This window comes from Aeromonas intestinalis (assembly GCF_054052485.1).
The window spans coordinates 92146-115043 of sequence record NZ_JBSTYK010000008.1 but is presented as its reverse complement, the minus strand read 5'-3'; the positions used below and the strand labels follow the sequence as shown (position 1 = coordinate 115043).

Annotated in this window: 19 protein-coding genes and 4 tRNA genes; 16 read left to right on the top strand and 7 right to left on the bottom strand. The window is 62.1% G+C overall.

Features of this window, described 5'->3' with window-relative positions; genetic code table 11:
• The first annotated feature begins 49 nt into the window (after positions 1-49).
• The 6 genes from acnB to mdtD all read left to right on the top strand — a co-directional run bounded on the left by acnB (position 50) and on the right by mdtD (position 10339).
• Positions 50-2647, top strand: a complete 2598-nt coding sequence (gene acnB / locus ACW5W7_RS12090; RefSeq protein WP_456501869.1) for a bifunctional aconitate hydratase 2/2-methylisocitrate dehydratase — start codon at positions 50-52, stop codon at positions 2645-2647.
• A 226-nt stretch (positions 2648-2873) separates the two neighbouring features.
• A complete protein-coding gene (locus ACW5W7_RS12085) occupies positions 2874-4424 on the top strand; it encodes an EAL domain-containing protein (RefSeq protein WP_456501868.1) in 1551 nt (516 codons plus the stop codon).
• Positions 4425-4502: 78 nt separating this feature from the next.
• On the top strand, positions 4503-6077 hold the full coding sequence (locus ACW5W7_RS12080) for an EAL domain-containing protein (protein WP_456501867.1): 1575 nt from the start codon (positions 4503-4505) through the stop codon (positions 6075-6077).
• Positions 6078-6189: 112 nt separating this feature from the next.
• Positions 6190-7584: a D-arabinono-1,4-lactone oxidase gene (locus tag ACW5W7_RS12075; protein ID WP_456501866.1), complete on the top strand. Its 1395-nt coding sequence runs from the start codon at positions 6190-6192 to the stop codon at positions 7582-7584.
• Positions 7585-7707: 123 nt separating this feature from the next.
• A complete protein-coding gene (locus tag ACW5W7_RS12070; RefSeq protein WP_456501865.1) occupies positions 7708-8835 on the top strand; it encodes a CobW family GTP-binding protein in 1128 nt (375 codons plus the stop codon).
• 103 nt (positions 8836-8938) lie between these two features.
• Positions 8939-10339: a multidrug transporter subunit MdtD gene (mdtD, locus tag ACW5W7_RS12065; RefSeq protein WP_456501864.1), complete on the top strand. Its 1401-nt coding sequence runs from the start codon at positions 8939-8941 to the stop codon at positions 10337-10339.
• Between the two features lie 76 nt (positions 10340-10415).
• Here the strand turns inward: mdtD and ACW5W7_RS12060 are convergent, their stop codons facing one another.
• From ACW5W7_RS12060 to folB, 3 genes are all read right to left on the bottom strand, one after another.
• The gene (locus ACW5W7_RS12060; protein ID WP_456501863.1) at positions 10416-10904 is read right to left on the bottom strand and encodes a YbaK/EbsC family protein; all 489 of its coding nucleotides are present in this window, start codon (positions 10902-10904) and stop codon (positions 10416-10418) included.
• Positions 10905-11023: 119 nt separating this feature from the next.
• Positions 11024-11533, bottom strand: a complete 510-nt coding sequence (gene folK / locus ACW5W7_RS12055) for a 2-amino-4-hydroxy-6-hydroxymethyldihydropteridine diphosphokinase (RefSeq protein ID WP_456501862.1) — start codon at positions 11531-11533, stop codon at positions 11024-11026.
• Between the two features lie 25 nt (positions 11534-11558).
• On the bottom strand, positions 11559-11930 hold the full coding sequence (gene folB / locus ACW5W7_RS12050) for a dihydroneopterin aldolase (RefSeq protein ID WP_349920842.1): 372 nt from the start codon (positions 11928-11930) through the stop codon (positions 11559-11561).
• Positions 11931-12089: 159 nt separating this feature from the next.
• Here folB and plsY point away from each other — a divergent pair, with 159 nt between their 5' ends.
• The 9 genes from plsY (at position 12090) to ACW5W7_RS12005 (ending at position 17462) form a co-directional block, all read left to right on the top strand.
• A complete protein-coding gene (gene plsY / locus ACW5W7_RS12045) occupies positions 12090-12752 on the top strand; it encodes a glycerol-3-phosphate 1-O-acyltransferase PlsY (RefSeq protein WP_349920843.1) in 663 nt (220 codons plus the stop codon).
• Positions 12753-12799: 47 nt separating this feature from the next.
• A tRNA-Phe gene (locus tag ACW5W7_RS12040) sits at positions 12800-12875 on the top strand.
• Between the two features lie 52 nt (positions 12876-12927).
• Positions 12928-13003: transfer RNA gene (locus tag ACW5W7_RS12035), tRNA-Thr, on the top strand.
• Between the two features lie 3 nt (positions 13004-13006).
• Positions 13007-13082, top strand: a tRNA-Phe gene (locus tag ACW5W7_RS12030).
• A gap of 44 nt (positions 13083-13126) precedes the next feature.
• Positions 13127-13202 (top strand) — tRNA-Asn (locus ACW5W7_RS12025).
• Positions 13203-13323: 121 nt separating this feature from the next.
• Positions 13324-13656, top strand: a complete 333-nt coding sequence (locus ACW5W7_RS12020) for a YegP family protein (protein WP_434665395.1) — start codon at positions 13324-13326, stop codon at positions 13654-13656.
• A gap of 267 nt (positions 13657-13923) precedes the next feature.
• Positions 13924-14931 carry an OmpA family protein gene (locus ACW5W7_RS12015; protein WP_349920845.1) on the top strand — a complete coding sequence of 336 codons (1008 nt, stop codon included), beginning with the start codon at positions 13924-13926 and terminating at the stop codon, positions 14929-14931.
• A 320-nt stretch (positions 14932-15251) separates the two neighbouring features.
• Positions 15252-16595 carry an ion channel gene (locus ACW5W7_RS12010; protein ID WP_434665399.1) on the top strand — a complete coding sequence of 448 codons (1344 nt, stop codon included), beginning with the start codon at positions 15252-15254 and terminating at the stop codon, positions 16593-16595.
• A 267-nt stretch (positions 16596-16862) separates the two neighbouring features.
• Positions 16863-17462 carry a Yip1 family protein gene (locus tag ACW5W7_RS12005; RefSeq protein WP_349920847.1) on the top strand — a complete coding sequence of 200 codons (600 nt, stop codon included), beginning with the start codon at positions 16863-16865 and terminating at the stop codon, positions 17460-17462.
• Between the two features lie 54 nt (positions 17463-17516).
• On the opposite strand, the gene ACW5W7_RS12000 is transcribed toward ACW5W7_RS12005, so the two are convergent.
• Complete coding sequence (locus tag ACW5W7_RS12000) at positions 17517-18395, bottom strand: EamA family transporter (protein WP_456501861.1); 879 nt, start codon at positions 18393-18395, stop codon at positions 17517-17519.
• 105 nt (positions 18396-18500) lie between these two features.
• Here ACW5W7_RS12000 and ACW5W7_RS11995 point away from each other — a divergent pair, with 105 nt between their 5' ends.
• Positions 18501-18959: an Lrp/AsnC ligand binding domain-containing protein gene (locus ACW5W7_RS11995; protein WP_434665404.1), complete on the top strand. Its 459-nt coding sequence runs from the start codon at positions 18501-18503 to the stop codon at positions 18957-18959.
• A 96-nt stretch (positions 18960-19055) separates the two neighbouring features.
• Here the strand turns inward: ACW5W7_RS11995 and ACW5W7_RS11990 are convergent, their stop codons facing one another.
• The 3 genes from ACW5W7_RS11990 to treB all read right to left on the bottom strand — a co-directional run bounded on the left by ACW5W7_RS11990 (position 19056) and on the right by treB (position 22862).
• Complete coding sequence (locus tag ACW5W7_RS11990) at positions 19056-19685, bottom strand: sugar O-acetyltransferase (protein ID WP_349920850.1); 630 nt, start codon at positions 19683-19685, stop codon at positions 19056-19058.
• Between the two features lie 12 nt (positions 19686-19697).
• A complete protein-coding gene (gene treC, locus ACW5W7_RS11985) occupies positions 19698-21359 on the bottom strand; it encodes an alpha,alpha-phosphotrehalase (RefSeq protein ID WP_456501860.1) in 1662 nt (553 codons plus the stop codon).
• 72 nt (positions 21360-21431) lie between these two features.
• On the bottom strand, positions 21432-22862 hold the full coding sequence (gene treB, locus ACW5W7_RS11980) for a PTS trehalose transporter subunit IIBC (protein ID WP_456501859.1): 1431 nt from the start codon (positions 22860-22862) through the stop codon (positions 21432-21434).
• Between the last annotated feature and the right edge of the window lie 36 nt (positions 22863-22898).

Sequence of the window (22898 nt, the reverse complement as noted above, 5' to 3'; positions counted from 1 at the left end):
GCCGCGAGCGTGGGCGAGCCCCAAAAAAAAGACCAAAGAGGAACTAGTCGTGCTTGAAACATACCGTAAACACGTCGCAGAACGTGCCGCCGAGGGCGTAGTCGCCAAGCCTCTGGATGCAGAGCAAGTCGCCGCCCTGGTTGAGCTTCTCAAGAACCCGCCCGCCGGTGAACAAGATTTCCTGAAAGAGCTGTTGGCCTCCCGCATTCCCCCGGGCGTGGATGAAGCGGCCTATGTGAAAGCCGGCTTCCTCACCGCCATTGCCAAGGGTGAGGCCCACTCCCCGATCCTGACCGCCGCCGAAGCGGTCGAACTGCTCGGTACCATGCAGGGCGGCTACAACATCCAGCCGCTGATCGATCTGCTGGACGATGCCACACTGGCTCCTCTTGCTGCCAAGGGCCTCTCCCACACCCTGCTGATGTTCGACTCCTTCCACGACGTGGAAGAGAAGGCCAAGGCGGGCAACGCCCACGCCAAGCAGGTGCTGCAATCCTGGGCCGATGCCGAGTGGTTCCTCAATCGCCCGGCCCTGGCCGAGAAGATCACCGTCACTGTGTTCAAGGTGACCGGCGAGACCAACACCGACGATCTGTCACCGGCACCGGATGCCTGGTCCCGTCCCGACATTCCGCTGCATGCCTTGGCCATGTTGAAGAACGCCCGCCCCGGCATCACCCCGGACAAGGACGGCGTCATCGGCCCCATCAAGGCCATCGAAGAACTCAAGCAGAGCGGCTTCCCCCTGGCCTATGTCGGTGACGTGGTCGGTACCGGTTCTTCCCGCAAGTCTGCCACCAACTCCGTGCTCTGGTTCATGGGTGATGACATCCCCCATGTGCCGAACAAGCGCGCCGGTGGTGTCTGCCTCGGCGGCAAGATTGCCCCCATCTTCTTCAACACCATGGAAGATGCCGGCGCCCTGCCCATCGAGGTGGATGTCTCCAAACTGGAGATGGGCGACGTGATCGACATCTTCCCCTTTGATGGCAAGATCAAGCGTCACGGCACCGACGAGGTGCTGGCCCAGTTCGAACTGAAAACCGAAGTGCTGATCGACGAAGTGCGCGCCGGTGGCCGCATTCCGCTCATCATCGGCCGCGGCCTGACCGACAAGGCGCGTGAAGCGCTGAGTCTGCCGTTCTCCACCGTGTTCCGTCGCCCGCAGCCGGTGGCCGATACCGGCAAGGGCTTCACCCTGGCCCAGAAGATGGTCGGCAAGGCGTGTGGCGTGCAGGGCATCCGTCCAGGCACCTACTGCGAGCCCAAGATGACCACGGTCGGCTCCCAGGACACCACGGGCCCGATGACCCGCGATGAGTTGAAAGACCTGGCCTGCCTCGGCTTCTCCGCCGATCTGACCATGCAGTCCTTCTGCCACACCGCGGCCTATCCCAAGCCCATCGACGTGCAGACCCACCACACCCTGCCGGACTTCATCATGAACCGCGGCGGCGTCTCCCTGCGTCCGGGCGACGGCGTCATCCACTCCTGGCTGAACCGGATGCTGCTGCCGGATACCGTGGGTACCGGTGGTGACTCCCACACCCGTTTCCCCATCGGGATCTCCTTCCCGGCGGGCTCTGGCCTGGTGGCCTTCGCCGCCGCCACCGGCGTGATGCCGCTGGACATGCCGGAATCCGTGCTGGTGCGTTTCAAGGGTGAGCTGCAACCCGGCATCACCCTGCGGGATCTGGTCCATGCCATTCCCTACGCCGCCATCCAGCGCGGTCTGCTGACCGTCGAGAAAGCGGGCAAGAAGAACATCTTCTCCGGCCGCATCCTCGAGATCGAAGGTCTGCCGACCCTGAAGGTGGAGCAGGCATTCGAACTGGCCGATGCCAGCGCCGAGCGCTCCGCCGCCGGTTGCACCATCAAGCTGGATAAAGAGCCGATCATCGAGTATCTGAAGTCCAACATCGTGATGCTCAAATGGATGCTGTCTGAAGGCTATGGCGACGTGCGCACCATCACCCGCCGTATCAAGGGGATGGAAGAGTGGCTGGCGAACCCGGTATTGATGGAAGCAGATAAGGATGCCGAGTACGCCGAAATCATCGAGATCGATCTCGCCACCATCAAGGAGCCCATCCTGTGTGCGCCGAACGATCCGGACGATGCCCGTCTGCTGAGCACGGTCGCCGGTGACAAGATCGATGAGGTGTTCATCGGTTCCTGCATGACCAACATCGGCCACTTCCGTGCCGCCGGCAAGCTGCTGGAGAAATACCAGGGCGAGCTACCGACCCGCATGTGGATAGCGCCGCCTACCAAGATGGACAAGGATCAGCTGACCGAAGAGGGTTACTACGGCATCTTCGGCCGGGTCGGTGCCCGCATCGAGATCCCGGGCTGCTCCCTGTGCATGGGCAACCAGGCGCGGGTTGCGGAAGGGGCCTCGGTGGTCTCCACCTCCACCCGTAACTTCCCGAACCGTCTGGGCAAGGGCGCCAACGTCTATCTGGCCTCTGCCGAGCTGGCTGCCGTTGCCGCCATCACCGGCAAGATCCCGAGCGTGGACGAGTACCTGCAGTACGCCAAGTCCCTGGACGCCACCGCGGCGGACACCTATCGCTACCTGAACTTCAACGAGATCGCCTCCTACACCAAGAAGGCGGACGAGGTGATCCTGCAGCAAGCGGTATAAGCACTGGCGCCAGCGGGCGCGAGTCATCAGATGAGAACCCCGGCCCATGCCGGGGTTTTTTTATGCTCCCTTGGCGCGAGATCATTTTATTTCATCTGATCAAAAAATGATCTCGCACCAAGGGGGCGCGTGAAGGGCGCTATATGATGCGGAGCCTTTATCGATGCCCCTCACATGGTTTTCATCGGGACGGGGTTTGCTGTTTCTCTTATGGATACCCTCATCTATGCAGCTGTTTGGATTCGATGCCTCCCGGCCCTGCTGGCGCCTGCTCTGCGCACTGCTGGTTTTCACCCTGCCCGTGACGCTCGGGCTCTGGGAGCTACATGCCAACTATTTGAATACCTTGAGCAAGCAGTCAGAGTTTGCGGCCAGCAGGGCGATGAAGCTGATGGAGGTCATGCTGGAACATGCCGAGGAGAACAATCGCAACATGTTGCCCTTGCTCGACCATCCCTGCGAGACGGCCCTGTTCGCCATGCGCAAGCTGGTGGTGCTGGCTCCCTTCGTGCGCACCACCAATCTCATCGCCGATGGCAACATCTACTGCAATTCCCTGCTGGGGAGCGTCAGCTGGCAGGATGATGCCAGTGGCTACAGCGACGGTGTGCTGCGGCTGCTGCCGGGCAATGGCATCCTGCCGAGACACCCGGTGTTGGCGGTGCGCAGCCAGGCCACACAAGGGGATGTGCTCAGCACCATAGATCGGGAATATCTGAGGATCATGCTGACCCTGAGCGCCCCGTCGCAGGGAGAGATCTTGCTGCGGGTGGGGGATGAGTGGCTCAACCACAGGGGAGACCTGATGGAGGGGAGCCCCAGATTGCCAACCCTGGCGGCGTCCGACATCACCTCCAGCCGCTACCCCATCTCCATGTATGCCGGCATGGATATCGCGTCGGTGTGGCGAGGCCTCTGGCAGGTCCGTTATCTGACCATCAGCCTGCTGCTCAGCTTCTCCTTCTCCATCGCCCTGCTGGTGTGGTGGCTGCTGGGGCGGCCAGGTTCGATGGAAGGGGATCTCAAGCGTGCATTGCGCGCCAGGGAGTTCGTGCCCTACCTGCAGCCGCTGGTGAGTTGCGGCGATGGCTGCCTGAAGGGGGCCGAGGTGCTGATGCGCTGGCAGCATCCGGTTTCGGGCCTGATCCGCCCGGACCTCTTCATCCCCCAGGCGGAGGAGAGCGGCATGATAGTCCCCATGACCCGGCAACTGATGCAGCAGGTCGCGGAGCAGTTGAGCGCCTGGCAACGGGAGATGCCGGATGACTTTCATATCGGCATCAATATCAGCGCCGTTCATTGCCGGGATCGCACCCTGGTGGGGGAGTGCCGTGCCTTTCTCGATCACTTCTCCCCGGGCCGGGTGGTGCTGGTGCTGGAGCTGACCGAGCGGGAGCTGCTGGTGGCCAACGACCAGACGCTGGCCCTGTTCAGGGAGCTGGATGACATGGGAGTCCGGCTCGCCATCGATGATTTCGGCACCGGCCACTCCAGCCTGCGATACCTGCAAGAGTTCCGGGTGGACTACCTCAAGATCGATCGCTCCTTCATCGGCCGGATCGGCACTGAGTCGCTTTCCGAGCACATCGTCGACAACGTCATCGATCTCGGCTTCCGGCTGGGGTTGTCGCTGGTAGCGGAAGGGGTGGAGACCCTGGAGCAGGCCGATTATCTGCGGGGGAAAGGGGTCGACTATCTGCAGGGCTATCTGTTTGGCATGCCCATGCCGCTGCAGCAGTTTTGTGAAAGCTTGCCGGCCAGGGGGAAGGTCGCCTGACTGGTCGTTTTTTGCTCGGTTAGGGCTGGGTTCAGGGTCGGGGGATAAACTGGTCGGCCATTTTGCACTGGACCTTCTATGCCTTATCGTCCCAGGATCAATGCATCCCATCCTTGGCTGCGTCTGCTCTTCGCCATGCTGGTCTTCTCCACGCCCATGCTGCTTGGCAGTTGGGGGGGGTATTGCCACTACCAGAGCAATCTGCGAAAAAAAGCCGTGGAGGCAGCGTCTCATACCGTCAATCTGCTTGAGACGATGCTAAATAATGCAGAAGCCGCCAATCGGCAGGTGTTGCCGCTGCTGGGCAAGCCTTGCGGTCCGGTTCAGGCCACCCTGCGAGAGCAGGTCGCCCTGGTGCCCTTCGTGCGCTCGGTCAACCTGGCCAAGCGGGATGACATCTATTGCTCCTCGCGTTTTGGTCCTTATCGCTCATCCTACTCGATGGGGGAGTTTGCCAGCGGGACTCTGCTGCTCAACAACGTGAGTCCGGTGCGGCAGGGGCATCCCTATCTGGTGGTGCGGGCCGAGTCGGGCCAGCACTCGGTGCTGAGCGTCATCGATGGGGATTACCTCAACTTCATGCTGGGACTCAACGATCCCACCATGACCATCATGCTCAGGGTCGGGCCCCACTGGCTCGACCGTCAGGGCCACTTCTTCCGGCATGCCCCCGGTCTGCCGGATCGGATGGAGGTCATCCTGGGATCCGAGGTTTATCCCTTCTCCATTTACGCGGGGCACAATCAGCCCCCCAGCTGGCGAGACATGGTACAGCAGCACTGGTTCGGGCTCTGGTTGCTGGTCGGGCTGAGCCTCACCTTCGCCCTGAGTGTCTGGTGGCTGCTGGGGCGGCCCCGCTCACCGGCCAACGAGTTGGCGCGTGCCCTGAAGGCCCGGGAGTTCGAGCCCTTCCTGCAGCCGCTGGTCGCCACGGACAGCGAGGCCATCGTGGGGGCCGAGGTGCTGATGCGCTGGCGCCACCCCGAGGCGGGCCTGATCCGCCCGGATCTCTTCATTCCCCAGGCGGAGGTGAGCGGCCTGATCGTGCCCATGACGACGCTCTTGATGGAAGAGGTTGCCAGGGTGCTGGGGAGCGAACGGGCGCTGCTCCCCCAGGGTTTTCATATCAGTTTCAACATCAGTGCCGCCCACTGCCGGGACATGGCGCTGCTCGATGAGTGCCGCCGTTTTCTTGCCCACTTCGCCCCGGGTCAGGTGGTGCTGGTGCTGGAGCTGACCGAGCGGGAGTTGCTGGTGGCGGATCCCCAGACCCTGTCGCTGTTTGGACAACTCAACGAGATGGGGGTCAGGCTCTCTATCGATGACTTCGGCACCGGCCACTCCAGCCTGGTCTACCTGCAGCAGTTCAACGTGGATTACCTCAAGATCGACAAGTCGTTCATCGGCAGGATAGGCACGGAGTCCCTCTCCAAGCACATCGTCGACAACGTGATCGATCTGGGGCGGCGGCTCGGCCTGTCGCTGGTAGCGGAGGGCGTCGAGACCCGCCAGCAGGCGGACTACCTCAGGGGCAAGGTGACCTTCTTGCAGGGTTATCTGTTTGGTCAGCCGGTACCGTTGCCGCAGTTTCAGGGGGAGCTGCGCCAGGCCGCCACTGTTGTGGAGCCCGCCTCCGCGCCGCTGCTGGCCTGAGTCGTTGGCGCCAACCCTTTCTCATCCACGACTGTAGGGGCTTGTTTTCCATGCCTTGGCGAGCACTTTTCGGTAGAATTGCTGCTCACTTCGAAGTCAGATGAGGCGCGGTATGACGGTCAGGTTCCAGGCATTTCACAGCATCAAGGCGATTGGCAATCGGGAGGTGCTGTTCAACTGGTCCAGGACCAACCCCCTTGGCGCCCTGGATCAGGTGTGGCGCCCCAAGAGCCGGGACGAGCTGCAAGCGCTGCTGCGGGAGCACCCGGAGCGCAAGCTGCGGCTGATCGGCTCCGGCCTGTCGTTTGAACCCATCCACAGCGTCTATGCCGAGGGCAAGCAGGCGCTGCTGGTGGACCTGTACCACCTGCGCGGCCAGCTCGCCAGCACGGCGGATACCGTCACCTACCAGGCGGGCACTCCCCTCGATACCGTCTATGCAGATCTCATCGCCATGGAGCGGATGCTGCCGGCCTCCCCGGGGGTCATCGGCATCCAGACCCTGGGCGGGGCGCTCAGCACCGGCACCCACGGCCAGGGGTTGCACCAGTCTGCCCTGTGCGATGCGGTGGCGGCCCTGACCATCATGCTGGCGAGCGGCGACATCATCCGGATGGATCGCACCGATCCCCGCTTTGGCGCCTTCGTCATGGGCATGGGGATGCTCGGTATCCTGCTGGATGTGACCCTCTACACGGTGCCGAACCGCATCATGCGTTGCACCAAGTTCACCACCGACTACCCCTTCCTGCTGGCGCACAACGAGCGACTCAACCGTGAACACAGCTTCGTGAAGAGCTGGTGGTTCGCCTGGACCGGCGAGAGCCACATCTGGCTGGTGGATCCCGCCTCCGAGGAGGAAGTGGCCCGCTACCGTGCCGGGGGCTGCGAGCCCCTGCTGCTGGAAGGGGATGTGGACGGGCGCATGAACGCGACCATCGACGCCACCTTGCAGAAGATGGCCAAAGACACCAAGGACGAGGCCAGGGCCGGGGAGCACTTCGAGACGGTGCGCCGCTTCAAGGATGCCTCTGATCTGGTGGGCAATGTCTACCAGATCCTCTGCAAGGGGATACCGGCGCCCCAGATCAACTGCGAGGTGGCGGTGCCCCTCGCGCGGATGGGGGAGGCGCTGACCCTGTTGCAGGCCTGGCAGGAGGCCAACCCCGGCGTGCTGCACTATCCCTTCATCCTGCGCTGCACCGGCCCCTCCGAGGCCTGGCTCAGTGCCGCCTATGGCAAGTCGGTGTGCTGGATAGGGTTCCTGGTCTATCTGGCGGCGGACGGTACCTTCGTGGGAGGCTCCATGGAGCAGATGCGCGAACTGCAGCAACTGCTGGTGCCGCTCGGCGGAACGCCGCACTTTGGCAAGCATCTGGCGATGGATCTCTACGACTTTCCGGCCCTGCTGCCACGCTGGCACGACTTCCTGGCCCTCAAGGCCGAGCTGGACCCCCATGGCCGCTTCGAGAACCGCTGGCTCAGCGATCTGTTTGCCAACCGCTGAGGGTGGCCTCTTCGAGAGGGAGAGGCATTTTTGCTCCCTTCTCCCCTGGCGGGAGAAGGGTTGGGGATGAGGGGAAAAAATAGCCCTTTCAGGCCCCATGACGACAGGTTTTAAGGATTTGACATGACTGACCCGCAAGACACCCGTATCCCCGTCACCCTGCTGACCGGATTTCTTGGCAGCGGCAAGACCACCTTGCTCAATCACTGGGTGAAGCAGCCCGAGCTTGGCGAGTGCGCCGTGCTTATCAACGAATTCGGCTCCGTGGGGCTGGATCATCATCTGGTGCAACAGGTGGACGAGCAGGTGGTGCTGCTCGATTCCGGTTGCATCTGCTGCTCGGTGCAGGGCTCCCTCGTGGAAGCGCTGCAGGGGCTCTTTATGAAGGCCATTCAGCGCAAGATCAAACCCTTCAAGCGGCTCATCATCGAGACCACTGGGCTTGCCGATCCGGCCCCCGTGCTGTTCACCCTGAGGGAAGAGGGCTTCATCGCCCAGCGTTACCGTTTCGACGGCACCGTGACCGTGGTGGATGCTGGCCACATCGAGCAGCAGTTGGCGGCCCAGTACGAGGCGGTCAAGCAGGTGGCGCTGGCGGACTTGTTGGTGGTGAGCAAGGGGGATCTGGTGGAGGCCGAGACGCTGGACAGGGTGGAAGCCCAGCTGGCGACCCTCAATCCGGCAGCCCCCATCGAGCGGGTCCGTAACGGCGTGCTCTCGCCCCGGGTGCTGGAGACGCTCGGTGCCTACAACGAGGCGACGGGACGGGATGTGCGCCAGTTGCTCGCCTGGCTGCGTACCGAATCCCCGAAGCAGGGGCTGGCCTCCCCGATGCAGCCCAGGATGAAACCCTTCGCCGCCAAGATAGGCACGGCCGCGCCGACCCATTTCGACCATGGCGACATCGAGAGTTTCTCCCTGCGCATCGGCGAGCCCTTGAAGCCCGCCCGCCTGCTGGCGGCCATCGACGCGATACAGGCGCAGTATGGCGATGCCCTGCTGCGGCTCAAGGGCATACTGCTGCTGGAGGGAGAGAGCCAGCCCGTGGTGATCCACGGCGTGCACGGCCAGCTCTACCCCTTGCAGAGCCTGGGGGAGTGGCCGGAGGGACGGGCCCAGTCCCGCTTGGTGTTCATCGTCAAGAGCCGGGACAAGGGCGGGATAGAGCAGTTGTTCCTCGATACCCTCAAGGCCCCCGAGCCCAGCCTGGAAGAGCAGCTCAGAGCCATGTTGGGGACACCCGACCAGTAGTTTTTGATATGACCCGCCGCCGTGCGGGTCTATTTTTAGGCAACGTATTTTCAGGCCAACCATTTTCGGTTCAACGATGTTCAGGTCCACAAGAGGTGACTCCATGCCCGACGACAACTCGCACCTGGTTACCCCGGCACAACGCAAGTGGCTGCCTCTGCTGACGGCGGTCGGCTTCTTCATGCAGACGCTGGACGGCACCATTCTCAATACCGCCTTGCCCAGCATGGCGGCGGCTCTGGGAGAGAGCCCGCTGCAGATGCAGTCGGTGATCATAGCCTACATGCTGACGGTGGCCCTGCTCATTCCCGCCTCCGGCTGGCTGGCCGACCGTTTCGGTACCCGCCGGGTCTATCTGGCGGCCATCCTGCTGTTTACTCTGGGATCCCTGGCTTGTGCCGTGGCCAACACCCTGCCGCTGCTGGTGGCAGCAAGGGTGCTGCAAGGGGTGGGCGGGGCCCTGCTGATGCCCATAGGTCGGCTCGCCGTGCTGCGGGTCTACAGCAAGCACGAGCTGCTGCGAGTGATGTCGTTTGTCACCATCCCCGGTCTGCTCGGGCCCCTCATCGGTCCGGCGCTGGGGGGCTGGCTGGTGGAGGTGGCGAGCTGGCACTGGGTGTTCCTCATCAACCTGCCGGTGGGCCTGGTCGGCTTCATCGCCAGTTGGAGCTTCATGCCGGAGCTGAAACAGCAGACGGCCAGGTTTGACTGGCAGGGATTTGTGCTGTTCAGCGTCGGTATGGTGTTGGTATCTGTCGGTTTGCAAGGGCTGGGGGAGCACAGTATATCGACTGGCTGGGCGCTGTTTGCCGTCCTGTTCGGCCTCGCCGCCATGGCGAGCTACTGGCTCTATGCCGCCAATGCCGAGCAGCCGCTGTTCAGCCTGGCGCTGTTCAAGACCTCGACCTTCGCCATCGGCATCTGGGGCAACCTGTTCGCCCGCCTCGGCAGCGGTGCCATGCCCTTCCTCACCCCGCTCTTCCTGCAACTGGGGCTGGGCTTCTCGCCGAGCAAGGCGGGGATGACCATGATCCCGACCGTGATCGGTGCCATCCTGACCAAGACGCTGGTCAACAAGCTCATACCCCGCATCGGTTACCGCCGCATCCTGATCGGCAATACCCTGGCGCTGGGGGTGATGATCGCCAGCTTCTACTTCATCGACAACCAGGTGCCCCACGGGGTGCTGCTGGTCTGGCTGGCGGTGTTCGGCGCCATCAACTCGCTGCAGTTTTCCGCCATGAACACCCTCACCCTGCAGGATCTGAGTCCGGAGCATGCCAGCAGCGGCAACGGCCTGCTGTCGGTGGTGATGCAGCTCTCCATGAGCCTGGGGGTGGCCATCGCCGCCAGCCTGCTCGGCCTCTTCTCTGCGGGCAGGCCGGTGGGGGACAGCGAATTCTGGCTCGGTGGCTTCCACCTCACCTATCTGTGCATCGGTCTGATGTCCATGCTGGCGGCGCTGATCTTCGCCCAGCTGGGCAAGCAGGAGAGAAGGGGCTGAGCCGACGCCTTTCTCCCTGATGACAGGGGAGAAAGGGTCATTGCCGTGCTTGATCTGGGTGGGGGAGCGGCGCGGCTCAGGCCAGTGAGGCGGGCAGATAGCTGACCGGGCAGGGCAGCCGGGCCAGCACCTCGGCCAGATGCTCGGTGGCCAGCAGGAAGGTCTGCTCCGGATGGCCCGGGGTCCAGGTGAAGGCCTCGTGGGTCAGCAGGAGTGGGTCAACCAGCAGGGGGATGTCGGCGCGGGGCAGGAAGGGGCAGACCGCCCCCGGCAGGCAACCGATCTCCGCCTGCATCTCCTCGGCCGTACAGATGGAGGGCTTGGCTCCCAGACTCGCCTTGACCGCCTTGTTGTCGAGCCGTCCGTCCCTGTGGGTCAGCAGCAGGGCGAAGCGGCCATCCTTGAACTTGAGAAACAGGGTCTTGCTGAATTCGGCCTGCCAGCCGAGGCGGGCTTTGACCCGCTCGTCGGTGGCGTAGTCCAGGATGGGTTCGTGCTGGTAGCGCTGGTGGGGAAGGTCTGCCAGCAGCTGGCTGTTGAAGTCGTGAATGGTATCGAGTGGCATGGGGGTCTCCTGTCTGGGGCCATAGTGCCAGCCGGTCTGGCCCGAGCCCAATCACCCTTTCTTATGACGGATAAGGGAGGACGGATAAACAACGAGGGCACCCTGGGTGCCCTCGTCGATCAATGGGGTTGCAACTCGCTGGCTCCCCACTGGAAGGGGATGGGGCAGAGCTGCTGGGAGGCCTTGTCGTAGGCGTGCCACAGCTCACCGAGGGTGCGGCCATCACGGGGATGGCGCAGCTCGGGTGCCAGCTCGGCCAGCGGCCAGAGCACGAAGGCGTTGGTGAGGATCTCGGCGCGGGGCAGCTCGACCGGCCCTTCGCACACCAGGCTCCCGTAGAGCAACAGATCGAGATCCAGGGTGCGGGGGGCGAACTTCTTGGCATCCGGCTCGCGGCCGTGGGCAAACTCCATGGCCCGCAGTCGCTGGCACAGGGTTGTCAGCGGGAGATCCGTTTCGGCTCCCACCACCAGGTTGTAGAAGGGGCGGCCGTTGAAGCCCACCGCCGCACTCTCAAAGACCCGGGAGACCTGGAGTTCGCCAAACTCGGCGTGCAGGGCATCGAGCCCGGCCCGGATGTGGCGCTCCCGCTCTATGTTGGAGCCCAGACTGATGTAGATGCGGGTCATGGATGCTTCCTCCCGACGGGCTGACTCACTGGGCACTCGCGGCCGGCGTGCGGTGACGCAGGATCTCGACACCGACGCCGGCGGCATTGGGCACGGCGGTCGGCTTGGTCAGGGTGACCTTGACCCATTGCACGCGCGCGTCGGCCAGCACCAGCGCGGCGACCTGTTCGGCCATGGTCTCCACCAGTTCGACCACGGTGTTGGCGGCGTGATCACAGATCTTGCGGGAGAGGGTGGCGTAGTCCAGTGCCAGCTTGATATCGTCGGTTGCGGCGGCGGGGCGGTTGTCGAACCCCATCTCGAGATCGAAGCTGAGCTTCTGGCGAATGCCCTTCTCCCACTCATAGACCCCTATGGTGGTCAAAACCTCGAGTCCGCGAATAAACACCTTGTCCATGACAGTACTTCTTCTTTACTCTTGATGGGCTGTGAAGACAGCGCTGGGATGCTGGCCTGGCAAGCAGATTGCCGCTGACGGTCGGTTTGGGCGACGCGCCCAGGCCAGAGAATGTGGCCCGCATCATACCCCATTCATATCGTGGTAAAAACGACCAAGATGACGGCCCTGACGATTTTAATGATTATTCTGGCCTACCTGGGTGGTTCACTGTCCAGTGCCGTGCTGGTTTCCCGCTTCACCGGATTGCCGGATCCCCGGGATCACGGCTCCCACAATCCGGGGGCGACCAATGTGTTGCGCCTCGGTGGTCGGTTGGCGGCGTTGATCGTTCTGCTGCTGGATGTGCTCAAGGGCATGGCCCCCGTCTACCTCGCCTGGTATCTGGAGATAAAGCCGGTCTACCTCGGCTTCATCGGGGTGGCGGCCTGCCTTGGCCACATGTATCCCCTCTTCTTCCATTTTCGCGGCGGCAAGGGGGTCGCCACCGCGCTCGGCACCATGCTGCCCATCGGCTTTGCCATGGGGGGCGCAGCCATCGCGACCTGGTTGCTGGTGCTGGTGGTGAGCGGCTATTCCTCCCTGGCCTCCATCGTGACCGTGCTGCTGACGCCGCTCTTTACCTACCTGCTCAAACCCGAGTACACCCTGCCGGTCTCTCTGCTCTCCTGCCTCATTCTCATCCGTCATCACGAGAACATCACCCGCTTGCTGAGAGGGGAGGAGTCTCGCCTCTGGGGGCGCCGCAGGGCGGCTTCTGCTACGGAAGTGACAGAAATGGATGATGCTGCGCAAAAAAGAGACGAACGAGACAAAAAGTGAAATTTCCCGTTGACCACCTGCCGTAAAATCCGTTTAATAGCGCCCACGCCCAGATAGCTCAGTCGGTAGAGCAGGGGATTGAAAATCCCCGTGTCGGCGGTTCGATTCCGTCTCTGGGCACCAAATTTTGGTGCCATGAAATAAAAATTTGTTCATGCACAATGGTTTAAAGTGTGCCGGCTTAGCTCAGTAGGTAGAGCAACTGACTTGTAATCAGTAGGTCACCAGTTCGATTCCGGTAGCCGGCACCATTTGCCCAGATAGCTCAGTCGGTAGAGCAGGGGATTGAAAATCCCCGTGTCGGCGGTTCGATTCCGTCTCTGGGCACCACGTTAGGATGCTGAGATAGCAATATCTGGGCTCCAAAGTACGATTCCTCCTTAGTTCAGTCGGTAGAACGGCGGACTGTTAATCCGTATGTCACTGGTTCAAGTCCAGTAGGAGGAGCCAATTCAAAAGACCCTTGTCGCAAGACAAGGGTCTTTTTTTATGTTTCTCGCTCACCGTCATCAGCATCGCTGAAAAGCGGACTAGCCTGATAGGCGCACCCACTGATGGCGAGGAGAAGACGATGGGAAGCTATGAACTGAAGCGAGCCAAGAACGACCAGTTCTACTTTGTGCTCAAGGCAGGCAATGATCAGGTGATCCTCAATAGCGAGATGTATACCAGCAAGGCGGCGGCCCAGAACGGTATCGCCTCGGTCCAGACCAATGCCCAGGAGGCGGGGCAATATGATCTGAAAGAGGCGGCCAATGGTCAGTACCACTTCACGCTGAAAGCCAAAAACCATCAGGTCATCGGCTCCAGCCAGATGTATGCCAGCAAGGCGTCGGCACAAAATGGCATTCAGTCGGTCCAGACCAATGGCCCGACCCAGACCATCAAGGATCTGACCCTCTGATCCGGACACCTTTCGATGTGAACCAGGAGCGCTGCGGCGCTCTTTTTTGTTTGGAATGCCGGATCAGCGCTGTTTTGCACCCTTATAGCCTGGCGCCGTTTTGTTGATGCAATGGACTGAAAACAAAAGAGTTATGTGAATGGCAAGCAAGCCGTATCTGGCAAAGCGTCCCGCCGCTTAAGCTTCTGTACAAGGTTCAGCCGGTACAATTGGCACTCAGTAAGAATAAGGGTGACAAGCCCGTAACCCAAGATAGATGAGGTTGTGATGACTTTGAGACTGAAACCTGTATGGATTGCATTGGCACTGGCGGCGACGACTGCACACGCAAGCGATGACTTCTATTTCGGTGCCGGCGTGGGTGCGACCCACTTCAACGGCCTGAACAAGATTGAAGGCGTCAACACGGGCGAAGAAGATGCCGCGGCGGCCAACGTCTTTGCCGGTTACAACTTCAACGAATACTTCGGATCCGAGCTGGGCTACCAGTACACCGGCCGTGGCAACACCGATGGCAACCGTTACGAGAGCCAAGGTGCCACCTTGTCCGGTATTGCGCGTCTGCCCCTTGGCGAGAACTTCTCCCTGTTCGGTGAAGCAGGCGCTTACTGGGGGCATACCGACGGTCTGGGCACCAGCGATACCCGCGTCTCCCCGCTGGCCGGTGCCGGTCTGACCTACAAGGTCAACGATGCACTGGATCTGCAGGCGCGCTACCGCTACATGTGGGATGTGGCAGACCTGACCACCCACACTGGCGAGCAGTACAAGTCCAACCAGAGCGTGACGACCCTGGAAGCCGTCTACCATCCGTTCCGTACTTCCTATGTCGCACCGGTGGCCGCCCCTGTGGTTGCAGAGGCCGCGGCACCCGAAGTCGTCGAGAAGAACTTCACCCTGAGCTCTGATGTGCTGTTTGCCTTCGGCAAGGCAGATCTGAAACCGGAAGGGGTGGATGCCCTGAACGGTCTGTATCAGCAGATCACGGCATCCCAGCCCAAGGATGGCAGCGCCATCGTCGTGGGTTACTCCGATCGCGTCGGCTCCGAGGCGTATAACCAGAAGCTGTCCGAAGAGCGCGCCCGCAGCGTGGCCGACTTCCTGGTGAGCAAGGGCTTGCCGGCCAGCAAGATCTCCGTCGAAGGCCATGGCGAAGCCGACCCCGTGACCGGCACCCAGTGTGACGGCGTCAAGGGCAATGAGCTGATCGCCTGCCTCTCCCCGGATCGCCGCGTGGAAGTGCGCGTCTCCGGCGTGCAGGAAGTCCAGCAGTAAGCTGATCCTGCCCGGATGATATGAAGAGGGGATGCCATGGCATCCCCTCTTGCTTGTCTGCGCGACGGTGACGATCTGGCACCGCCTGGCTCGAGGCTGCTGTGTTCAGTGCCAGTCCAAGGCGGCATGTCGTCGCCATCTGCCCCTTATTTATTCCCTATCAGTGACTTGCCTCTTGCTCCTCGCCTAGTATGGTGGCCAGACGGACGTTGACCACGGCGCCCCTTGCATCAGGCCGGTCACGCAGGCCAGGGCTTTCAGTACCTGTCCCTCTCTCCCGGATCATGCCTGGCAGACCCTATTTGCTATCGAGGTAATCTATGAACGCAACCGAGCTTTGGCAGCTCTCTCCCGAGCAGTTCAACGAATGGCGCCGGGAGAATGACTATCCCCTGATTTGGGAACTGCTGACGGCCTCGTTGCCCCATTTTGACGACTGGATGAGCGAGCAGAAGATAGACAAGGCGGTCATCTTCCAGATCGGCATCGCCCGCTTCATCAGCTCCCGCTGTGTACAGAGCCTCTGCGTCTACATGAGTGACGACAAGATCCGTCTGTACGAGACCGCCTCCAGTGCGCTGGAGTCCCTGCGCAAGAGCGGGCTCATCCGCTCCGAATCCCGTTTCGAACCCTACCTCATGTGGCTGGCCGGCAAGCATGGCAAGGATCAGGCGAAGCGGGTGCAGAGCCTGCTGTCGGTCTCCGAGAACAACAAGGGAGAGGCGCAGGTGCTCGGCAAGCATCGTCTGCTCAATATCGGAGGCGTCACCCTGCAGAGCCCCATCATCTCGGGACGGCTGCTCGACTTCACCTGTCTCGACGAGCTATCTCTGGATGGTGCGGTCAACAACTCCAAGGTCTATCTGTGGCACTGCTCGGCCAAGGGGGTCAGGGTCAACGGCGGCATCATAGGGCTGGATCTGTTCGATTCCCTGCTGTGGGATCACAGGGCCTGGGCCAAGAAGCGGGAGCTGGCGCTGGAGGACGGGGTGTTCCAGGACTTCACTATCGAGTGCGAGGAGATCCGCTTTCACTCGTCCCGGGCCGTGCTGAAGAACTTCAACGTCAGCGCCAAGAACTTCGATGCCACCATGGAACACACCAATCTGGACAAGGTGCAGGTCAGCTACAACGAGAATGGCCGGATCGACCACAGCGAGGCGAGCAAGCTGTACCGCAATGCCAAGCGGCTCTTCTCCAGCGTGGGGGATACGGTCGATGCCGGAGAGTGCTACTACCAGGAGAAGCTGCACGAGATGCGATCCCTGGCGAGCCCGAAGGAGCTCTACAAGGACAGCTGGCTGCGCAGCGGCCCGCTTAAGAAAGGGATGCTCTCCCTGCTCTGCTATCTGAAATGTGCCTCCAAGTTCATCAGCTTCATCACTTGGGGTTTTGGGGAGCGGCCCATCCGCAGCCTGCTGATGTCCATGGGGGTGATCCTGCTGGCGACCCTGACCTACTTCCTGGCGCCGGAGTCCGTCACCCACGGCCATCTCGGTCGTTCGCTCTATTTCAGCATCGTCACCTTCGTGACCCTGGGTTACGGGGACATCTCCCAGACCTCGTCGCCACTCCAGCTGCTGTCAGCCATAGAGGCGTTCAGCGGCATGTTCCTGACCGGTCTCTTCCTCGCGGGCTTCGCGTCGAAAACCAAGCAATACTGAGGCTCATGTCGGGGATGCCCGGGTCTGCGCTCTTTGCCACGCCCCGGGGATGAAACCCGCCCCCCTAATTGTCCAGCCCGGCCTGAGTGCCGGGCTTCGTCGTTTCTGGGGGCGGTGGCTGGCTTGACGGGGGGGATGGGGAGCGACTTTATTTAAGGTGCGTGGCCGGGGTCAGCCTTGGCCGAATGGGGATGCAAGCGACAACAAGACAGAGGAGCAGGATCGGCACGGATCAGTCAACCATCACTGCAGATAAGGAACAACGCTATGATATTGAATCACTTATGGGGATTGTATGCCCATCCTCACACCGAATGGCATACCATAGACGAGCGGCACGACAGCTTCAGAAACAGCCTGACCCACATCCTGCTCGTGGCCCTTATCCCATCAGTCTGCGCTTACTATTCCGCCGTCCACATCGGCTGGAGCATCGGGGTCGGCGAACCCATCCGGCTGACCGCGGACAGCGCCTTCGTGCTGTCGGTGGCCATGTATCTCGCCCTCATCGTCGGCGTCTTCGCCCTCTCCTACCTGGTGCACTGGATGGGTCACACCTTCGGGGCCGATCCCAGTTACACCACCTCCCTCGAACTTGCGGCCTACACCTCGACGCCCCTGTTCATGGTCGGATTCTCCGCCTTCTTCCCCCATCTCTGGTTCGTGATGATCATCGGTCTCATCGGCCTCAGTTACTCCGTCTATCTGCTCTATATCGGGGTTCCCATCCTGATGCACATCACCAAGGAGCAGGGCTTCATCTATGCGAGCTCTGTGGTCACCGTGGGGCTGGTGTTGCTGGTCTGCGTGCTGGCGAGCACCGCCATCCTCTGGGGATCCGGTTTCGGACCCGTCTTCATGCATTAGCCAAGGTGTGCATCACCGTAAAAAAGGCGCCTGATGGCGCCTTTTCCATGGGGATCACTCACCCTTTCTGACCGGGTTGGCGCGTCGTCGTCCCCCATGCCAGGTGGTGCCCATCGACGCGGCTATGATGGCGGCTATTCCCAGCCACTGGGACGGAGGCAGTTGCTCCCCCAGTAGCAACAATCCCATCAGGGCGCCCATGGCTGGTTCGCCACTGGTCAGGATGCCGTAGCTCTTGAGCGGCAACCGGCGCAGGGCGAACATCTCGAGTGAGTAGGGGATGGCACTCGAGAGCAGCCCCACCCCCGCTATGGTCAACACCAGGGGGAGGGTGAAGCTGGCCTCGCTCGCCCCGCCGAGGCCGAAGGGCAGCACCAGCAGGGTGCCCACCCACATGCCAAGAGCCGGCGCCTGGGGCCCCAGCAAGGCACCTGCCCGCTTGCCGGTCAGCATGTAGAGTCCCCAGAACACGCCGGCACCGAGGGCCAGGGCGGCCCCCAGGGGATCGATGGCCTGTTCGGCCGCCCGCAGGGGCAGGAGCAGCAGCAGTCCGGCGATGGCCAGAGCCAGCCAGATGAAGTCTTCCCGGTGGCGGGAGTGAAGCAGCGCCACCGTCAACGGGCCGATGAACTCGATGGCCAGCGCCACGCCGAGGGGGATGCGCTCGATGGCCAGGTAGAAGAGCAGGTTCATGGCCCCAAGCGAGAGTCCGTAAGGGATGGCCATCAGCAGGGTGCGCCTCTCGAGGGGCGATCGCCAGATACGAAACACCAGAGACAGAAGGAGGGCGGCACACCCCAGCCGGAATAATGTGGTGCCGGCGGCCCCCAGCAGGGGGAACAGCGACTTGGCCAGGGAGGCGCCCAGGGTGATCGACAGCATGGCGAGCAGGACGGCCAACAGGGAGGAGAGGGCGGGGCTGTTTGGCTGCATCTTGTTCAAACCTGAGCAGGGTATAAGCAAGAAAATATATCTGGAGGCCGCCGTAATTTCGGTCTAATACTGGCCTTACATGATAATTTTTATCTCTTGAGTCCCATGACCGACAAATTTGATCTGCTCATCCTGGCCGAGCTGCAGCAGGATGCCCGTCTGCCCATTCCCGAGCTGGCCCACCGGGTCGGTCTTTCCGCCCCTGCCTGTTACCGCCGTGTCCGGGAGCTGCGGGAGACTGGCCTCATCGAGCGGGAGGTGGCACTGGTGGCTCCGGCCACCATGGGCTGGCCTATCACCATGCTGGTGCTGGTGACCCTGGAGCGGGATCACGGCCGCATCGTCGATGAGATGATCGCCAGCCTGCAGCGGGAACCCGAGGTGATGGATCTCTGGTACGTGACGGGTGAGCAGGACTTCGTGCTGCAGGTCGCCGCGCGGGACATGCAGAGCTACGAGCAGTTCACCCGGCGGGTGCTCCATGCCAGAGAGCAGGTGCGCAGCTTCAAGACCCTGGTCGTCATGGGGCAGCACAAGCGTTGCGGCGCCTTGCTGCCCGGCTGAGAAAGGGGGGGGGGTTGTTGCCTTGAGGGAATCAAAGGCGCGCGAAGGGGTCGGCAGGCAAACAAGAAGGGGCAGGTACTAGCTGCCCCTTCTTTTTCAGCCGGGCTGCCCGCCCGCCAGCTCCTCCGCCGTCATGGGACGCAGCACCTTGCAAGGGTTGCCCACCGCGACCACGCCCGCCGGAATGTCCTTGGTCACCACGGAACCCGCGCCAATCACGCTGTTGTCCCCTATGGTGACGCCGGGGCAGATGACGGTGCTGCCACCTATCCAGACGTTGTTGCCGATGCGCACCGGTTTGCCGAACTCGACCCCGGCCACCCGGGGAACGACGGCAATGGGGTGGGCGGCGGTGTAGATCTGCACCCCGGGCGCCAGCAGCACGTTGTCGCCGATATGCACCTCGCACACATCCAGGATGGTGCAATTGACGTTGGCGTAGAAGTTTTCGCCGACGAAGATGTTGGCGCCATAGTCGCAGAAGAAGGGCGGGTTGATGGCACACGCCTTGCCACGACCACCGAGCAGGGCCCAGAGCAGGGCATCCTGCTCGGGCTTCTCCTGCCAGAGGGTGTTGAACCTGTGGTAGAGGCTGCGGCAGCGCTCTCGCGCCGCCTTGAGATCGGGGTCGGCAGCGTCATAGTCCTCGCCGGCCACCATCTTCAGCCATTCTGGATTCCGTTTTTGTGGTGTTTTATTTGGCTCAAATGCGATTTTTGAATTCATATGTTCCATCAATCATTCCATCAGCCAGATAACTGACTCATAGGGGCGCAGCGTGCAGGATTGCGGCTGTGCCGGGCTGTCCGGGTAGTTGCCAAGGAGCCGTTGCCCATTGCCGGTCGGCAGGCCGCCGGGGAGGGCAAAGTCGACCGCTTCGCCATAGAAGTTGCTCACGACCAGCAGTGCCTTGCCTTGCCAGTGACGGGCGTAGGCCCAGAGGCGCGGGTGGCCCGGCAGCAGTTCCTGATAATCCCCCAAGGTGAAGATGGGGTGGGCCTTGCGCAGGGCGATGAGATCCCGGTAGTGCCAGAACACCGAATCGGCGTCCGCCAGGGCGGCCTCTGTGTTGATTGCCGGGTAGTTGGCGGCGGGCTTGAGCCAGGGCGTGCCCTGGGTGAAACCGGCGTTGGGGGCGTCGCTCCACTGCATGGGCGTGCGGGCGTTATCCCGCGACTTGGCCCCGAGAATGGCAAGGATCTCGGCTTCGCTCATGCCTTCGGCCTGCTTGATGGCGAAGATGTTGCGGCTCTCCACATCCTGGTAGTCGTCGATGTTGCCATAACCCGGATTGGTCATGCCGATCTCCTCCCCCTGATAGATGTAGGGAGTGCCTTGCAGGCCGTGCAGGGTGGTGGCCAGCATCTTGGCGGCCACCACGCGATGCTCCCCTTCGTCGCCGAAGCGGGAGACGATGCGCGGCTGATCGTGGTTGCACCAGAACTGCGCCGACCAGGCCTTGCCGTGCATGCCGCTCTGCCAGTGATTGAAGATGCGCTTGAGCTCGAGGAAATCGAACGGCGCCTTGGTCCACTTGTCCCCGTTCGGGTAATCGACTTTCAGGTGATGGAAGTTGAACACCATGGAGAGCTCGGAGCCATCCAGCGCGCCGTAGCGCTGGCAGTGCTCCAGAGAGGTGGAGGACATCTCACCCACCGTCATGGCGCCCACGGGGGCGAACACGTCGCGGCTCACATCCTGCAGGAATTCATGGATGCGCGGCCCGTCGGTGTAGAAGCGGCGGCCATCGCCGTGTTCATCGTTCGGGAAGCGCAGATCCTTGGAGATGAGGTTGATGACGTCGAGACGAAAGCCGTCTATGCCTTTGTCGGCCCAGAAGTGGATGATCTTCTTCACTTCAGTCCGCACCGCCGGGTTTTCCCAGTTGAGGTCCGCCTGCTCGCGGGCAAATAGGTGCAGGTAGTACTGGCCGGTGGCGCTATCAAGCTCCCAGGCGCTGCCGCCAAATTTGGAAATCCAGTTGTTGGGTACGCCGCCGTCCACCGGATCTTTCCAGATGTAGTAGTCGCGATAGGGGCTTTGCTTGTCCCCCAATGCCGACTTGAACCAGGCGTGCTCGGTGGAGGTGTGGTTGACGACGATGTCCATGACGATGCGGATATCGCGCTCATGGGCCGCCGCCAGCAGGGCTTCGAAGTCCGCCATGGTGCCGTAGGCGGGATCAATATTGAGGTAGTCGGCGATGTCGTAGCCGTTGTCTACCTGGGGGGAGACGTAGACAGGGGTCAGCCAGAGAGCGTCGACGCCGAGAGTCTTGAGGTAATCGAGGCGGGCCATGATCCCCTTGAGGTCACCGGTGCCACGGGCACCGCTGTCCTGAAAACTCTTGGGGTAGATCTGGTAAATCGTGGCGCACTGCCACCAGGGTGTCTGGCTCATGGTCTGGTTCTCGTGTTGCTTGGTATGACAAGGCGCAGCACCGGGCTGCGCCTCGTATTCTGCTATTTGGGATCAGGCTGCGGCCAGTTCCAGCTTGCCAGCGGCCTGCTGGCGCTTGTAGACCAGCAGGGTCAGCACGACGGGGACCACGATGGCCACCAGCATGGCGATGGCGTAGATGCCCCAGTATTGCGGCTGGATGGAGAGGATGCCCGGCAGGCCACCGACCCCGATGCCGTTGGCCATCACCCCGGCGAAGCCGCAGATGAGGGCTGCCGCGCTCGAACCCACCATGGCGCACAGCATGGGGAATTTGTATTTCAGGTTGATGCCGTACATGGCAGGTTCCGTCACCCCGAGGTAGGCGGAGATGGCGGCAGGCACCGAGATCTCGCGCTCGTTCTCTTTGCGGCTGATCAGGATGATACCGACGACCGCAGAAGCCTGGGCGATGTTGGAGAGGGCGATCAGCGGCCAGATCGGGGTACCGCCCATGCTCTGCATCAGCTGCAGATCCACCGCGTTGGTGGTGTGGTGGATACCTGTGATGACCAGGGGCGCATAGAGGAAGCCGAACAGGGCCGCGCCGATGGGGGCGAAGGAGCCCGTCATGGCGGCCTTGGCGGCGAAGCCGACGCCTTCACCAATCCAGCGACCGAAGGGGCCGATCAGGGCATGGGCGACTATCACCGCCAGCAGCAGGGAGATGAAGGGCACGATGACCAGATAGAGATAGGCCGGGATGATGCGCTTGAGGCTGGTCTCAACCCAGGCGAGGAAGACCCCTGCCAGCAGGGCCGGGATGACCTGGGCCTGGTAGCCGACCTTCTGGATGACGAAGAGGCCGAAGTCCCACACTTCCGGGGTCTGCTGGCCGATGCCGTAGGCGTTCATCAGTTGGGGTGAGACGAGGGTGATCCCCAGCACGATCCCGAGGATCTCGGAGCCGCCCATCTTCTTGACTGCAGACCAGCAGACGCCGACCGGCAGGAAGTGGAAGATGGCCTCGCCCAGCAGCCAGAGGAAGGCGTGGACCTGGGCCCAGAACTGGCTGATCTCGGTGAGGGTGTGGGCGCCGTCGTCGAACATCTTGATGTCGCCGATGACGTTGCGAAAGCCCAGGATCAGGCCGCCGGTGATGATGGCGGGCAAGAGGGGGACGAAGATCTCCGCCAGGTGGGAGATGCCGCGCTCCAGCGGATTCATGTTCTGGCGTGCCGCCAGCTTGGCGGCGTCTTTGCTGCCGCCGCTCACACCGATCTCCTCGGTGAGCGCCTTGTACCAGTCCTCCACCTCGTTGCCGATGACCACCTGGAACTGGCCGCCCTGGGTGAAGCTGCCCTTCACCGCCGGTATGGTCTCGATGGCCTTGGAATCAGCCTTGGCCGGGTCATTGAGCACGAAGCGCAGCCGGGTCAGGCAGTGGCTGACGGTGGCGATGTTCTCCTTGCCGCCGATCTTGTCGATGAGCTGGGCCAGATGTTGTGCGTTGATCTTGGACATGAGTCTTCCCTCTGTGACTCCATTGAGTTTGGTATG

Excerpts from the sequence above, each read along its gene's own strand:
- folB (WP_349920842.1), bottom strand. The coding sequence starts at position 11,930 with ATGGACAAGGTGTTTATTCGCGGACTCGAGGTTTTGACCACCATAGGG.
- mdtD (WP_456501864.1), top strand. The coding sequence starts at position 8,939 with ATGCCCGACGACAACTCGCACCTGGTTACCCCGGCACAACGCAAGTGG.
- ACW5W7_RS12010 (WP_434665399.1), top strand. The coding sequence starts at position 15,252 with ATGAACGCAACCGAGCTTTGGCAGCTCTCTCCCGAGCAGTTCAACGAA.
- folK (WP_456501862.1), bottom strand. The coding sequence starts at position 11,533 with ATGACCCGCATCTACATCAGTCTGGGCTCCAACATAGAGCGGGAGCGC.
- ACW5W7_RS12015 (WP_349920845.1), top strand. The coding sequence starts at position 13,924 with ATGACTTTGAGACTGAAACCTGTATGGATTGCATTGGCACTGGCGGCG.
- ACW5W7_RS12085 (WP_456501868.1), top strand. The coding sequence starts at position 2,874 with ATGCAGCTGTTTGGATTCGATGCCTCCCGGCCCTGCTGGCGCCTGCTC.
- ACW5W7_RS12020 (WP_434665395.1), top strand. The coding sequence starts at position 13,324 with ATGGGAAGCTATGAACTGAAGCGAGCCAAGAACGACCAGTTCTACTTT.
- ACW5W7_RS12000 (WP_456501861.1), bottom strand. The coding sequence starts at position 18,395 with ATGCAGCCAAACAGCCCCGCCCTCTCCTCCCTGTTGGCCGTCCTGCTC.
- ACW5W7_RS12070 (WP_456501865.1), top strand. The coding sequence starts at position 7,708 with ATGACTGACCCGCAAGACACCCGTATCCCCGTCACCCTGCTGACCGGA.
- treB (WP_456501859.1), bottom strand. The coding sequence starts at position 22,862 with ATGTCCAAGATCAACGCACAACATCTGGCCCAGCTCATCGACAAGATC.
- ACW5W7_RS12060 (WP_456501863.1), bottom strand. The coding sequence starts at position 10,904 with ATGCCACTCGATACCATTCACGACTTCAACAGCCAGCTGCTGGCAGAC.
- plsY (WP_349920843.1), top strand. The coding sequence starts at position 12,090 with ATGACGGCCCTGACGATTTTAATGATTATTCTGGCCTACCTGGGTGGT.
- ACW5W7_RS12080 (WP_456501867.1), top strand. The coding sequence starts at position 4,503 with ATGCCTTATCGTCCCAGGATCAATGCATCCCATCCTTGGCTGCGTCTG.
- ACW5W7_RS12005 (WP_349920847.1), top strand. The coding sequence starts at position 16,863 with ATGATATTGAATCACTTATGGGGATTGTATGCCCATCCTCACACCGAA.
- ACW5W7_RS12075 (WP_456501866.1), top strand. The coding sequence starts at position 6,190 with ATGACGGTCAGGTTCCAGGCATTTCACAGCATCAAGGCGATTGGCAAT.
- treC (WP_456501860.1), bottom strand. The coding sequence starts at position 21,359 with ATGAGCCAGACACCCTGGTGGCAGTGCGCCACGATTTACCAGATCTAC.
- ACW5W7_RS11990 (WP_349920850.1), bottom strand. The coding sequence starts at position 19,685 with ATGAATTCAAAAATCGCATTTGAGCCAAATAAAACACCACAAAAACGG.
- ACW5W7_RS11995 (WP_434665404.1), top strand. The coding sequence starts at position 18,501 with ATGACCGACAAATTTGATCTGCTCATCCTGGCCGAGCTGCAGCAGGAT.